This window comes from Paraclostridium sordellii (assembly GCF_000953675.1).
GTDB lineage: Bacteria > Bacillota > Clostridia > Peptostreptococcales > Peptostreptococcaceae > Paraclostridium > Paraclostridium sordellii.
This window is the reverse complement of the sequence record NZ_LN679998.1, coordinates 532,536-546,229: the sequence shown is the minus strand read 5'-3', so window position 1 is coordinate 546,229 and position 13,694 is coordinate 532,536. Positions and strand designations below refer to the sequence as shown.

Here is a 13,694-nt window from a genome sequence, read left to right as displayed (position 1 = left end):
CAAAGTTAATGTAATAGGCAAATTAATAGAGTTAAAAGATAAATTTTATAAATCTACATATAATTTATAAATACAAAAGTATATCTATTATTTTTAATACTAATCATATTTCCCCAATTTAATAAAAAAGCACAATGAATTATAATAATTTACTGCGCTTTTTCCTTTATCTTTATCCCATAAGAACTTTAATTACTTTTAAGAATAATATATTAATTATAAAATATTTTGGAGGGTAGTCCTATGAAAAAAATAATATATAATTTTTTATCTAATACAATATTTCCTAATCACAAAAATAAAAAAATAAAAATAAAGCCATTAAAATCAAGACAATTTCCTTATAAAATTGAAATCGTAGCTGAAAATTTAAATGTCCCTTGGGCAATAGCTATTAGTGATGAAGGAAAAATATATTTTACAGAAAGGTCTGGTTCAATTAGAGTTATCGAAAATAGTAATCTAAACCCAAATCCACTTATCACCTTTAGATCTCCATTTATAAGTCAAGGTGAAGGTGGTTTAATGGGTATAGCACTTGATCCAAACTTTTCACAAAATCATTTTTTATATGTCATGTCTTCATACTCAGAAGGTAATAAACTTTATAACCGTGTCATAAAGTTAGTTGAAAGAAATAACAAAGCATCTATCGACCAAATTCTTTTAGATAGAATTCCTGGAAGTCAGATTCATAATGGAGGTAGAATTAAAATAGGTCCTGATAAAAAACTCTATATAACGACAGGTGATGCTGGTAATCCTGATTTAGCTCAAGATATAACAAGTCTAGCTGGGAAAATACTTCGTATAGAATTAGATGGCAGTATTCCTAGTGATAATCCTTTTTCTAATTCTCCTATCTACAGCTTAGGTCATCGAAATCCTCAAGGTTTAGCTTGGAACTCAAATAATATGCTATATTCATCAGAACATGGCCAATCGGCACATGATGAAATAAATATAATAAATCCTGGATCAAATTACGGATGGCCTATTGTCCAAGGAGATGAAGAATCCTCTGAAATTTTAGTAACAAAACCTCTAGTACAAAGCCAAGAAGATACTTGGGCTCCTTCTGGAATTGCTTTTGTAAATCAAGGACCCTGGAAAGATAATTTATTGGTTGCAACACTTCGTGGTCAGCAACTACTTAATATATCCTTAAATAAAGATGGAACTCTAGTAAAAAGTATAGAATCATATTTAAAGAATGAGTATGGGCGTTTGCGTGAAGTTGTTTATGGAAAAGATGGATCCATATATATTTCAACAAGTAATAGGGATGGTAGAGGAAATCCTGATTTATCTGATGATAAAATAATTCGTCTTATTCAAAAATGAATATATATTTATTTATATAAAATGAAAAACCGTATCATTTTCTTATGACACGGTTTTTCATTTTATATAAAGTCATTATATGTTGTATTAGATGGTGGATTTGATACAGACATATCATCACCTTTATTTAATAAATCAATAGCTATCATATCTTCCTTAGAAAGCTCAAAATCAAATACTTCTATATTTTCCTTTATTCTATTTTCATTTGATGATTTTGGTATAGGAATAATACCCTTTTGAATATGCCATTTTAATACTATTTGTGCTATTGTCTTTTTATATTTTTGTGATAAATCAATCATCAACTCTTCACTAAATATTTTTCCTCTACTTATAGGACTCCACGCAACAACTTGTATATTATTATCTTTGCAATAATTAATTATTTCATTCTTAGTACTGTAAGGATGAATCTCTACTTGATTTACCATAGGCATTATTTTTGCGCTCTGCTTTAATTCTTCTAAGTGAATCTCTTTAAAATTACAAACTCCTATAGATTTTACTTTTCCTATTTCATATAGATGTTCAAAAGCTCTCCACGTTTCAGAATTTAATTTATTTGGCCAATGAATTAAATATAAGTCTATATAATCTACACCTAAATTTTTTAATGATTTATTAAAAGCTTCAATAGCTTTTTTATAACCATGATCATCATTCCAAAGCTTAGTTACTAAAAATATTTCTTCTCTATCTATTTTACTTTCTTTTATACCCCTACCTATACCTACTTCATTTCCATAAAAATAAGCAGTATCTATCATTTGATACCCTGAATCTAAAGCGCTTTTTATTATTTTAGCAGTTTCTTCATCACTTCCTGATTTATATGTTCCAAATCCTATTGCAGGTACTTTTAATCCATTGTTAAGTGTTCTAATCTTTTTGCTCATAAAATATCTCTCCCCCATTTCATATTTTGAATTGCTTTTAATTATTATATCATGCAATATTTTTTAAAATAGTATTATATTGCAAAAATAAAAATAGGAGCTATTGCCCCCATTTTAAGTAGTGATAAAATATATACTTAATTTACTTAGAATTATTTCTTATATGTGCTGCTACTTTAACATCTTCTCTTTTTATATGGCTTATTATCCAATTTGCAACTTTACTATTAATCTCACCAACTAAAGCAATACTTGGACCATCTGCTAAGAGCTTCTTCTGTATGTTATCAACAGTATCTACAAAATGTTTATGATACCTTTTATGATTTTCAAAATCAGGGTATTTGTATTTCATTTGTAAAACTTCTTCGTGTCCAAAATGAGTTTTCGTATAAGAAGATAAGAATTTTACTGTTTTTTCTATTTCAGCTCTACCTTTTCCCTTACTACAAGCTTCTAATAAATCATTAATTGCTTTTATAAGCTCTTTATGTTCTGTATCAATTTGTGTATTCCCTGTTAGTAAGTCATCCGACCATTTATATATCATTTCTATCCTCCACAATTTATATATTACTTGAAATTTTCTTATCTTATCATTATACGGTTTTTCTTATGAAAACCTTATATAATAATTTAGCTTTTAATAAAAAAAGAGTACTTTAATGCTACTCCATTAAAATACTCCTTTTATACTATAAAACTTCTATGACTTCCATTAATTCAGATTCTTGAATTTGAGGATATTTTCTAATTTCTTTAAGTAAAACTATACCTGTTAAAATAGATGATACAATATCAGCAGTTGGTTGCGCAAACCAAACACCATTTAAATCAAAAAATTTAGGTAAAATTAAAACCATAGGTATTAATACTATAACTTGTCTTAATAAGCTTAATATCATAGCCATCTTTGCATTTCCTGTTGATTGTATATAATTAGTACCTACGATTGATACTCCTATTATTGGTAATGCAAATAAATATTTTTTTAATCCATTTACAGTTATACTCATAAGTTGTGGATCTTTATTAAACATTCCAACTAATAATTGTGGATCAAATTGTACAACTAAAGATCCTAATATAAATATAATAGTTGATGCTACTAAAGTAATTCTTAAAGTCTTTTTAGCTCTATCATATTTTTTTGCTCCATAGTTAAATCCTACTATTGGTTGCATTCCTTGTACTAGCCCAAATGCAGGCATTACAAAGATCATATTTATTGAACTTATTGTTGCCATTGCACCTATTGATAAATCTCCTCCATAGCTCTTTAGAGAGTGATTAATTGTAAGTTGAACTAAACTCGTAGCTAGTTGCATTGCAAATGGAGCTCCTCCTATTGCAAATATTGTTAAAACTATTTTTTTATCTAACTTTAAATTGGCTTTTTTAAGTTTTACATTTGACTTTCCTCTTGAGTAATATAAAAGCCCCCATATAGCTGTAATTCCTTGAGATATAATAGTAGCAAGTGCAGCTCCTTGTATTCCCATGTTAAATACAAATATAAATACTGCGTCTAATACTATATTAGTGAAACAACCAACGGCCATTATAATAGCTGAAAGCTTTGGGTTACCATCGCCTCTTATCAAGTTGTTAAACATCATAGCCATTATACTAAATATAGTCCCAATTAATATAACACCCATATAATCTTTTGCATACTGTAGAGTACCTTCACTAGCACCAAACATCATAAGTATTTTGCTTAAAAACATAGCTACAACTATTGTTAATATAAATCCTATTATTATTGCCAAAGTTATTGCATTACCTACAATTTTTTCTGCTTCTTTTCTCTTCCCTTCACCTAACTTTAAAGATGTGTTTGTAACTGCACCTATACCAACAAGCATCCCAAATGCAATTATTATTGTCATTATCGGCATAGTCACTCCAAGTCCTGTTATTGCCATAGGTCCAACCCCTGGTATATTTCCTATAAACATCCTATCTACCACATTATAAAGTGCATTTACCATCATTCCTATAATTGCTGGTACTGAATATTTTAATAATAACTTACTTATTGATTCTGTTCCTAATATGTTATCAGATTTATTCATTAATAACCTCCTTATGCATTTATGTTTTTACATACTTTTTCAAGCAAATTTGCTAAAGTTTCTTTTTCTTCTCTAGTTAAACTTTTACTTATTTTTTCATTCCATTCATCTAAAACACCATATACTTCTTCTTTTAAATCTTTTGATGTATCTGTTAAATATATTTTATTAGACCTTTTATCATTATCATCTCTAATTCTTTTTATAAAATCTTGTTCTTCTAATTTTTTTAATGCTCTAGCTGTTGTAGCCTTATCTATCTTTAATCTTTCTGATATTTCTTCTTGATTTTTTCCATCTTTAAGGTACAAATCCATTAAAAACATAAGTTGTCCTGATCTAATACCATATTTAGCTAATTCTTTATTTATGAATACACTCGATTTTCTATATAATTGAGATATATATTTGCCTATATGTCTTTTCTTCTCATAGTTATCTTTATTCATATCAAATCCACCTTCCTTTTAGTTGCATACGCAACTTTATATAATATACCATATATTAGTTGCTTATGCAACTTTTTTATAGGTTAATTATAAATCATTCATTTTACTTAATATTTTAAATTATAATCAAATCTGTTTATACAACTGGTTAAAGGGTAAAATAAAGAAATATTAAAAAAACTAAAATAGCTATAGAAAGGAGATTGTCAAAATTATTTTGATATTAAATTATAATGTTTAGCATATTAGGATTAATTTTATCTTTGATACTTATAATGTATCTTGCCTACAAAGGATACTCAACAATAATTACAGCTCCAATAATTGCATTGATAACAATAATTATTACTACTGGATTTAAGGGACATTTAATGGCTAACTATACAGAAGTATACATGTTAGGATTTGCAAATTTTATAAAAAATTACTTCCCTCTTTTCATGACTGGAGCAATTTTTGCAAAGCTAATGGAAGAGGTTGACTATGCTAAATCAATAGCACATTTTATAACTAGAAAACTTGGAAAAGATAAGTCAGTATTAGCAGTAGTATTATCTGGAGCAATACTTACTTATGGAGGTGTTTCTTTATTTGTAGTTGCATTTATTCTTTATCCTATTGCTTCTATGTTGTTTAGAGAGGCAAATATTCCTAAAAGGCTAATCCCTGGAACAATAGCCCTTGGAGCTTTCACTTTTACTATGACTGCATTACCTGGTTCCCCTGAAATTCAAAATGTTATTCCAATGAAATATTTTGGAACAGATACTTTTGCCGCTCCATTTATAGGAATATTTGCAAGTATTATGATGTTATCACTTGGTATGATTTGGCTTACAAAGCGTGTAAATTCTGCTAAAGCTAACAATGAGGGTTACGGAAATCATAGTGATGATATAGTTTTAGAAAATTATGAGGATTTACCAAGTATTTTAAAATCAATACTTCCTATAGTAATAATTTTCATAACTAACTTATTCTTCTCAAGAATTTATTATGAAAATATAGATGGAGGTTATTTAAGTAAATTTAATACTACATTAAGTAATGTTTCAGGTACTTGGAGTGTAATAATAGCTATAGTTTTAGCTGATGTATTTATTTTATTGACTAATTTTAAAAAAATAAAAAATATAAAATCAGTACTAGATATAGGTGTTACTAACTCTTTTAAACCATTATTAAATTCTAGTGCTATAGTTGGGTATGGAAGCGTAATAAAATCTTTAGCAATATTTAGTGTTATACAATCTTTTATTTTTGGGATTTCATCAAATCCAATAATATCTGAGGCTTTATCGGTAAACTTAATTTGTGGTCTTACAGCTTCAGCTTCTGGAGGCCTTGAAATCTCCCTTAATGCTCTAGCTCCAACCTATTTACATATGAGCCAAGCTTTGCATATTCCGCCAGAAATTCTTCATAGAATCGCTTCACTTTCTTCAGGTGGATTAGATACTCTTCCTCATAATGGAGCAGTAATTACTACTCTTGCAATTTGTGGTTTGACTCATAAGGAAGCTTATAAAGACATCTTTGTAACTTCTGTGGTTATTCCAATATTTGTAACTTCTATAGTTGTGATATTAACTTCTATTCGATTTGGAGTTTAACGTATATATATATGTAAATGAATATAATATACGATTTATTATAAAAAATAAAGAAAGGTCATTTTATTGACCTTTCTTTATTTTTTAATTATCTGATTTTATTTGTGTCCATGCATCATCATATAGTCTTTTAACATCACTTGGAAAATCAGTGTATATTTCACATCTTTCCATTATTTCTTTAGGCATATATGCATTAGGATTATTTTTAACTTTTTCTGGTTGTTTTAATCTAGCTTCTTTATTTGGAGTTGTATATCCTATTTCATCAGCTATTCTTAATGCACTTTCCTTATCACTTACAAAGTTTATAAACTTCTCAGCACCTTCAACGTTTTTAGCATTATTAGGTATGCATAAACTATCTATCCAGAAATTTGCACCTTCCTTAGGTACTACATAAACTAGATTAGGATTCTCTTCTTGAAGATTTAATCCTTCTCCAGACCAAATCATATTTATATCAGATTCTCCTGCTGGAATCATTGTAGTTCCATTATCAACTCCATATATCGGATTTACTGATTTTCTTTGACTAATTAATAAATTCTTAGCTTCTTCAATCTCTTTTGGATTAGTTGTATTTAAAGAAAATCCAAGTTTCTTTAATGCCGCTCCCATTGTATCTCTATAAGTATCAAACATAAAGATTTTATCCTTATATTTTTCATTCCATAATATATCCCAACTATCCACTTTTTCTTTTACTACATCTTTATTATAAATAAGTCCTACTGTTCCAAACATATAAGGAACTGAATATTTATTACCTGGATCAATTTTTAAATTTAAATAATCTTTATCCATCTGAGATATATTAGGTATGTTATCTTTATTTAATTTTTGAACAAGATTATTTTTAATCATCCTTGGCATCAAAGCATCAGATACTAAAATAACATCGTATTGACCTGCTCCTTTGCTGATTTTTTGGTACATTGTTTCCATATCATCAAAAGTCTCAATGTTCACTTTTATACCATATTTTTTTTCAAATTGTTTTACAGTTTCTTTATCTATATTTTCTCCATAGTTAAGAAAACTTATTTGTTCTGAAGTTTTTTTGCTACATCCTACAAAAAATGCACATGTTACTATAACACAAATTGATAAACTCAATAATTTTAATATTTTTTTCATTCTCCAATCCTTTCTATTGTTTTTAGGGATTATTTTAATACCCAAAACCATTAGTAACTAATCTACTTTTTATTTATTATAACTAGTCTATTTTACTACCTAAACAATTCTATATAAAGTAGTGATTTTCTTATATCCATTTATTATATATTTATATTTTATCTATTAATATGTCTATAATCATATAACAAAATTAAAAGAGACTATAAATAGTCTCTTTTAATTTCTATAATACAAGCTCTTTAACAAAATCATTTGCTGGATGATTTTTTATAATTTCAGGTTTGTTAAATTGAACAATTTCGCCTTTATCCATTACTAAAACTCTAGTACCAAGCTTTAATGCTTCTTTTATATCATGAGTTATAAAAATTGTGGTAACTCCTAAATCTTTATGAATTTTAACAATCTCATTTTGTAATTGCTTTCTTGTTATTTCATCTACCGCCCCAAAAGGTTCATCCATTAATAATATATCTGGTTGTGCAGCTAGTGCCCTTGCAATACCTACTCTTTGTTGTTGACCTCCTGATAATTGATCTGGATATCTATTTAATATATTATCTTCTAAACCTACTACTTTAATTAATTTTAAAATAGACTCTTTTATTTCATCCTTATTTTTTTCATTAATTAAATCTAGTACATAAGAAATATTTTTTTCTACTGTCAAATGTGGAAACAAAGCACTGCCTTGAATTGAATACCCAATCTTTCTTCTAAGTTCTATAATATTTTCATTTTTTATATTTTTCCCATTTATAAATATATCTCCTTTATCTGGAGTATTAAGTCCATTAATCATTTTTAATACTGTTGTTTTCCCACATCCAGAGCTTCCTATTACAGTAATAAATTCTCCTTTATTTATATCTAGATTAAGGTCCTTGATAATAACCTTATCATCATAAGTTTTCTTAATATGTTTCATTTTTATAATCACATCATTATTCATAATAATCCTCCTACTTTAATAACCCTCTTTCAATTAAAAACTCTTGAGCAACTGCCTTTGGCTCTTTTCCTTCTACCTCTACCTTATAATTTAGTTTAGCCATTTCTTTATCATCTATTTTATTACTTAATTCTAGTAAAACCGCTTTTAACTCTGGGTGTTTATCTATAACTTCTTCCCTAACCACATTTCCACACATATATGATGGATAGAAATTTTTATCATCTTTAAGTACAACTATATCTGATGAATTTAGTTGCCCATCTGTAGTAAAAATATTCATAACATCAATGTTTTTATTTTTCATAGCTTTATATTTTAATCCTATATCTAGCTCTACATTACGCTTAAATTTAAATCCATAAGCTTTGTTTAAATCATTAAACCCATCTTTTCTTTCATAAAAATCATATTCAGCTCCAAAAACTAAATCCTTCGAATATTTAGCTAAATCAGAATAAGTTTTTATATTATACTTGTCTGCAATTTCTTTTCTTATTGCTAAACCATAGGTATTGTTAAATCCATACATTCCAATCCATTTAAATTTATAATCTTTATTATACAAATCTTGTAATTTAGAAAACATAGATTCTTTATATATATCTTTCTTTTTTAAAACATTATTCCATGCTGTTCCTGTATATTCTGGATATATATCGAATTCACCTTTTATCATTGCCGGTTGGATATTTGATGTTCCTCCACCAACACCTTGAGTTAATTCAACGTTTAGTTCTGTTTTATTTTCAATTAAACTATTCATCATTTCTCCAATAATATATTGTTCAGTCATTGGCTTTGTTGCAATTTTTATAGTATTTTTTTCATTTTTAATATGAAATGCTGAAGTAATTATAACTACTGCTAACAATATAACTGCTAATGAATAAATTATTTTTTTATTAAATCTCAGTTTTTTATTTTTCTTTCTATTTAATGATTTTTCTACAAATCCAAGTATAGTATCTAGCCCTAAAGCAAGCAGTGCAATTAATATACTCCCAGCTATGGTCATAGCTTCATTATTTGTTGTAATCCCTCTATATATTGCTACTCCAAGACCACCTGCACCTATAAATGAAGCGATACCAGTTAAAGCTATTGTCATAACAACCATATTTCTTAAACCTGACATAATAACCGGAATTGCTAGTGGTAATTTTATCTTGTATAAAATTTGAAACCTAGTACTTCCCATTCCCTCTGCAGCTTCAATAATAATCGGATTTATACTTTTTATTCCTGTATAAGTACTTCGCACCATCGGAAGTAGCCCATATATAGTTAATGCAATTATTGCAGTAGTATTTCCTATTCCTGAAAACGGAATCAAAATTCCTAATAATGAGATAGATGGAATAGTATAAATAAAATTTACCAACCCCAATACGAAACTAGAAGATTTATCATACTCACTGATTATCACTCCAAGAATAAGTCCTAAAAAAGCTGCAATAATAATAGCTATTATTGAAATTTCTAGATGTTGAGTAGTTAAATCAATGAAAAAATCTCTTCTTTCAATTAAAATATTTAATATCTGATTAAGCATTTTTTTACCATCCTATGTTTAAATTTTTACTTGTGTATAATAACACTGATACCCTTTTAAACTTACTTTACTATTTATTCTTCTATATATATTCTTTTTAATTATTTGTTATAACTTTTTAAAAATATCAGAATATTCCTTTTAAACTGACTTATTTGAATATTATTTTATAATTTATACCCAATTTTATTTAAAATAACATTTAATTAATTTATAGTAATAAACATGTTGTTTAAAACTAATTAAAAGTAATATAAATAGCCGTATCACTTTTTCATGATACGGCTATTTATATTACTTTTAATTAAACTGTTTTTATAAGTTAAAATTTACATAGCTCTAGCTGGAAATACTGCATCCAAAATTCCAATAACTATAGCTGCCAATATAGCACCTATAATAGTTACTCCCATATTAGGAACTAAAAATTGTGCTAAGTATATTATTATAGCTGCAATTATAAACCCTTTTATACCTTTTCCAAAAGGAGATGCATCCACTCCCATAAGTAATTCTACTAAATAATCTAATACAGATATTACAACAGCAGCTATTAAAAATGACCATACTCCATTTATTGAAAATCCTGGAGTTACAAATGATGTCACCATTAAAATAATTGCAACTAGTACAAATCTTCCTATCCATCTTAATATACTACTATTATTGTTTCTTTGTTCATTATTATCATATCCCATAGAAGCCACTCCTTTAATAAAATTATATAATTACTGTTTTGTATTTAATATTATAAATCCTCTACACGAATTACATAATTGGATTTTAATATAAATAAATATTTAATAATATCTATTTATATTTATATATTGACCACTATGTTAGATAATATTCTCTATAATATTTGTAAAATTTTAAATAAAAAAGAGTACTAATCAGTACCCTTTTTATAAATCTATATCATTTAATATTTTTTTAAGTTCTCTTACTTCATCTGTAGTTAAAGTAATTCCCTTACCCATCTTTTGATGTTCTTCGTCCCAATCTCTTATGTCAAACTTAGCTGGTCTACCATTCCAACTGACTAAATTTAATTCTTTTGTCCAACCATTAGCTGACTCTGAAACTACTCCGAAATTTTCCTCTATTTCAAATTTTATACCTGCCATTATATTCACCTCTTATTTATTTTCCTGTATATAACTCAAATCTATAAGTTTGATTAGTTATATTATCCTCTCTACCTTCTTCTACTTTTTCCTTAAACATAGAAAGAGGTCTAACATACATATCATAAGGAGGATATAGCATTTGATAAGAAACCAACTCTTCCCCAGTTTCTGAATGTTTCACTATACTGTGTACATAATATAAGTTACCTTTAAAATGCCTATATGGTCTTTGTATTTGTATCTCATTACTCATAAATTTACCTCTTTTCTTCTTTTGCTTAATATGTATCTTATACCCATTTTAACATCATTTATATTCTATATTATATAACATTTTTAATTTTAATAATTTAGTTTTATTCCTTAACAATATTTAAATTTAATTTGTCAATTTATTATTAACCGGAAAAATTATCTTATCACAAGCTATTCATGATTTTTTTATTTATGCTGTTAAATTTCAATATTTACCCTATAATTTCAATCTAAATTTTATATTTAATTATATATTATAATAATTTATTTTTCCCCGTATTTCACTTCATATACTTGTATTAACTACTTACGTTATATTCCTTAATAATATATTAAAATATTTGTATTTTACTGTATTTAGTTTAATCCAATTTCTCATATAGCCAAATTATATTCATCATGTTATTATAAGTTTATAAATAAAATAATTTAATTTTGGGATATTGGTTTATCAGGGGGAGAAATGAATAAACTTTTTTTAATAAACTTATCTTTAGGTTTATTATATTTGCATCATATAGATGCATCTTCAGTATCTAAAATGGATATTTTAGTATCTGGACTTATAGTATTTAATTTATTTTTTATTTACAAATTTAAAAAATATCAAAATAAAAATGATCTAGATTAATCTAGATCATTTTTATTTTGGTATAATACAGTAAATAACTTATAAATTTTTAACTATTAAATATAATTTTAATATCATTCACTCCGTATTTTCCCTATTTTACTCCATAACTATTGAAAATTGTTAAAAATCAATATATTCTAACTTAAGTTGAAATTTCTATTTTAGGAGATTTCATTCATAATCAAAAATTACAAAACATATTTAAGGAGAGATTTAATGAAAAAGAAATTTAAGTTATTATTTTTGCTAATAATTATGGCTTTGCCTATGTGCATTAATTCAAGTATTTATAGCTTTGCAGAAAATTCAAAAGAAAATGTTGAGTTTTTAGATACATCAAAACCAGAAAATGTTTTTGAAAGTAGTCATTGGGTTGACGGTACTACTAGATGGGATAAAGGAAATGCATTCTTAAGTCCATCAGACAAAGCAGTCGGTTGGGGTGCTGCACGTGATAAAATAAAAGATGAATATCTTGGTTATGACTTTCAAAAAGGAACAAAAATTGATTTCTATGAAATCGAAGCAGTACATGATAGATATAATTTAGATGGTGGGTATATGTGTAAAAGCTGGGAGTTTCAAGGATATACTGATGGAAAATGGGAAACTATTCATACAGTTACTGATGCCCCAAACTGGACATCTACAACAGAAACCAGAAGATATCCAGTTGAATGCAAGAAAGAATATTCTAAGTTTAGGATTTTATTTAAAGATATTTACAGTTCAGGTTCACTTGTTATAGGAAGATTAAGATTTGGTAAAAATTCGAATAATTCTAAAACGGTATTAGATATAGAACCAATTAAAGAAAAAATCAAATTAAATGAAGAAGTAACTACTGATTTAACTATTAATAATATAACTCAAATAGCAGCCGAAGATGTCAGAATAAAATACGATACTCAAAAACTTAAATTTATAGGGTTTGAAGAAATCGATGGAATTAAATTAGTAAAAGATATAAAAAACGATAAAAACGGGGAATTAAGAGTCATATTAGCAAGTAAAGGTGAATCAAATATAGTTAATGCTAAAAAAATATTACTTAAATTAAAATTTAAAGGAATAAACAAAGGGGAAGCTATTGTAGATGTAACAAAAGGTAGAGTTTCTGATGGAATCGAGATGGAAAAAGATTTAACAGAAGAACAATGTGACCAAGGTAAAATAATAATAGAAGAATTAAAAGATGTAAATGGAAATGGTGAATTTACACTTTTGGATTTAGCTATTGACGCCAGGAATTTCAAAAAAGATCCTAAGTCTAAAGAGTTATCTAAATTCAATACAGATATAGATATAAATAATGCTATAGATGAATCCGATTTATTAGAAATAGGTAAATTAATGATAGATAATCCAAATTATGAGCCAAATAAATAGTAATATTTATTTGGTTTATTTTATATTTTTATTTTATATTCAAAACTAAAGTTTTTTACTAAACTTATGCCCATAGCAAGTACAGTCTATATTCTATAATATAAAATCTTTTAGATTAAATAAAATTTATAATTTTACATATTAAATCAAGTTATGTTTTTAACCTGTTAACAAATTTAATTCATGAGATTTTTAATCTATCTAAAATAAAATATAACTTCAAGCACAAACAAAACAGGGTAAATTTCGAGGA

The 13,694-nt window shown here is 26.6% G+C and carries 14 protein-coding genes; 4 read left to right on the top strand and 10 right to left on the bottom strand.

What is annotated here, in order from left to right; all coding sequences use genetic code 11:
- Positions 1–228 precede the first annotated feature (228 nt).
- A complete protein-coding gene (locus ATCC9714_RS02625; protein ID WP_330374692.1) occupies positions 229–1,344 on the top strand; it encodes a PQQ-dependent sugar dehydrogenase in 1,116 nt (371 codons plus the stop codon).
- A gap of 62 nt (positions 1,345–1,406) precedes the next feature.
- Here ATCC9714_RS02625 and ATCC9714_RS02620 read toward each other — a convergent pair whose 3' ends face one another.
- The 4 genes from ATCC9714_RS02620 to ATCC9714_RS02605 all read right to left on the bottom strand — a co-directional run bounded on the left by ATCC9714_RS02620 (position 1,407) and on the right by ATCC9714_RS02605 (position 4,770).
- The gene (locus ATCC9714_RS02620; RefSeq protein WP_057544395.1) at positions 1,407–2,243 is read right to left on the bottom strand and encodes an aldo/keto reductase; all 837 of its coding nucleotides are present in this window, start codon (positions 2,241–2,243) and stop codon (positions 1,407–1,409) included.
- Positions 2,244–2,385: 142 nt separating this feature from the next.
- Positions 2,386–2,793 carry a bacteriohemerythrin gene (locus tag ATCC9714_RS02615; protein WP_021124870.1) on the bottom strand — a complete coding sequence of 136 codons (408 nt, stop codon included), beginning with the start codon at positions 2,791–2,793 and terminating at the stop codon, positions 2,386–2,388.
- A 145-nt stretch (positions 2,794–2,938) separates the two neighbouring features.
- A complete protein-coding gene (locus ATCC9714_RS02610; protein WP_057544394.1) occupies positions 2,939–4,321 on the bottom strand; it encodes an MATE family efflux transporter in 1,383 nt (460 codons plus the stop codon).
- An 11-nt stretch (positions 4,322–4,332) separates the two neighbouring features.
- A complete protein-coding gene (locus ATCC9714_RS02605; protein WP_021129015.1) occupies positions 4,333–4,770 on the bottom strand; it encodes a MarR family winged helix-turn-helix transcriptional regulator in 438 nt (145 codons plus the stop codon).
- A gap of 263 nt (positions 4,771–5,033) precedes the next feature.
- On the opposite strand from ATCC9714_RS02605, the gene ATCC9714_RS02600 reads away from it, so the two are divergent.
- Positions 5,034–6,383: a GntP family permease gene (locus ATCC9714_RS02600; protein ID WP_330374691.1), complete on the top strand. Its 1,350-nt coding sequence runs from the start codon at positions 5,034–5,036 to the stop codon at positions 6,381–6,383.
- 84 nt (positions 6,384–6,467) lie between these two features.
- Here the strand turns inward: ATCC9714_RS02600 and ATCC9714_RS02595 are convergent, their stop codons facing one another.
- The 6 genes from ATCC9714_RS02595 to ATCC9714_RS02570 form a co-directional block, all read right to left on the bottom strand.
- Entirely contained in the window at positions 6,468–7,523 is a 1,056-nt protein-coding gene (locus ATCC9714_RS02595) for an ABC transporter substrate-binding protein (protein ID WP_057544392.1), read from the bottom strand.
- A gap of 226 nt (positions 7,524–7,749) precedes the next feature.
- Complete coding sequence (locus tag ATCC9714_RS02590; protein WP_054631462.1) at positions 7,750–8,478, bottom strand: ATP-binding cassette domain-containing protein; 729 nt, start codon at positions 8,476–8,478, stop codon at positions 7,750–7,752.
- Between the two features lie 10 nt (positions 8,479–8,488).
- Positions 8,489–10,033, bottom strand: a complete 1,545-nt coding sequence (locus tag ATCC9714_RS02585) for an ABC transporter permease/substrate-binding protein (RefSeq protein WP_057544391.1) — start codon at positions 10,031–10,033, stop codon at positions 8,489–8,491.
- A 329-nt stretch (positions 10,034–10,362) separates the two neighbouring features.
- Positions 10,363–10,731 carry a phage holin family protein gene (locus ATCC9714_RS02580; protein ID WP_021124882.1) on the bottom strand — a complete coding sequence of 123 codons (369 nt, stop codon included), beginning with the start codon at positions 10,729–10,731 and terminating at the stop codon, positions 10,363–10,365.
- Between the two features lie 207 nt (positions 10,732–10,938).
- A complete protein-coding gene (locus tag ATCC9714_RS02575) occupies positions 10,939–11,160 on the bottom strand; it encodes a YdbC family protein (protein WP_021129020.1) in 222 nt (73 codons plus the stop codon).
- A 16-nt stretch (positions 11,161–11,176) separates the two neighbouring features.
- Positions 11,177–11,416 carry a DUF1653 domain-containing protein gene (locus tag ATCC9714_RS02570; protein ID WP_021124884.1) on the bottom strand — a complete coding sequence of 80 codons (240 nt, stop codon included), beginning with the start codon at positions 11,414–11,416 and terminating at the stop codon, positions 11,177–11,179.
- 465 nt (positions 11,417–11,881) lie between these two features.
- Between ATCC9714_RS02570 and ATCC9714_RS02565 the strand changes: the two genes are divergently transcribed.
- Together ATCC9714_RS02565 and ATCC9714_RS02560 are read left to right on the top strand one after the other, a co-directional pair.
- Positions 11,882–12,049: a hypothetical protein gene (locus tag ATCC9714_RS02565; RefSeq protein ID WP_155484906.1), complete on the top strand. Its 168-nt coding sequence runs from the start codon at positions 11,882–11,884 to the stop codon at positions 12,047–12,049.
- A gap of 219 nt (positions 12,050–12,268) precedes the next feature.
- On the top strand, positions 12,269–13,441 hold the full coding sequence (locus ATCC9714_RS02560; RefSeq protein ID WP_057544390.1) for a cohesin domain-containing protein: 1,173 nt from the start codon (positions 12,269–12,271) through the stop codon (positions 13,439–13,441).
- Positions 13,442–13,694: the final 253 nt, after the last annotated feature.

Excerpts from the sequence above, each read along its gene's own strand:
- ATCC9714_RS02620 (WP_057544395.1), bottom strand. The coding sequence starts at position 2,243 with ATGAGCAAAAAGATTAGAACACTTAACAATGGATTAAAAGTACCTGCA.
- ATCC9714_RS02615 (WP_021124870.1), bottom strand. The coding sequence starts at position 2,793 with ATGATATATAAATGGTCGGATGACTTACTAACAGGGAATACACAAATT.
- ATCC9714_RS02610 (WP_057544394.1), bottom strand. The coding sequence starts at position 4,321 with ATGAATAAATCTGATAACATATTAGGAACAGAATCAATAAGTAAGTTA.
- ATCC9714_RS02605 (WP_021129015.1), bottom strand. The coding sequence starts at position 4,770 with ATGAATAAAGATAACTATGAGAAGAAAAGACATATAGGCAAATATATA.
- ATCC9714_RS02595 (WP_057544392.1), bottom strand. The coding sequence starts at position 7,523 with ATGAAAAAAATATTAAAATTATTGAGTTTATCAATTTGTGTTATAGTA.
- ATCC9714_RS02590 (WP_054631462.1), bottom strand. The coding sequence starts at position 8,478 with ATGAATAATGATGTGATTATAAAAATGAAACATATTAAGAAAACTTAT.
- ATCC9714_RS02585 (WP_057544391.1), bottom strand. The coding sequence starts at position 10,033 with ATGCTTAATCAGATATTAAATATTTTAATTGAAAGAAGAGATTTTTTC.
- ATCC9714_RS02580 (WP_021124882.1), bottom strand. The coding sequence starts at position 10,731 with ATGGGATATGATAATAATGAACAAAGAAACAATAATAGTAGTATATTA.
- ATCC9714_RS02575 (WP_021129020.1), bottom strand. The coding sequence starts at position 11,160 with ATGGCAGGTATAAAATTTGAAATAGAGGAAAATTTCGGAGTAGTTTCA.
- ATCC9714_RS02570 (WP_021124884.1), bottom strand. The coding sequence starts at position 11,416 with ATGAGTAATGAGATACAAATACAAAGACCATATAGGCATTTTAAAGGT.
- ATCC9714_RS02565 (WP_155484906.1), top strand. The coding sequence starts at position 11,882 with ATGAATAAACTTTTTTTAATAAACTTATCTTTAGGTTTATTATATTTG.
- ATCC9714_RS02560 (WP_057544390.1), top strand. The coding sequence starts at position 12,269 with ATGAAAAAGAAATTTAAGTTATTATTTTTGCTAATAATTATGGCTTTG.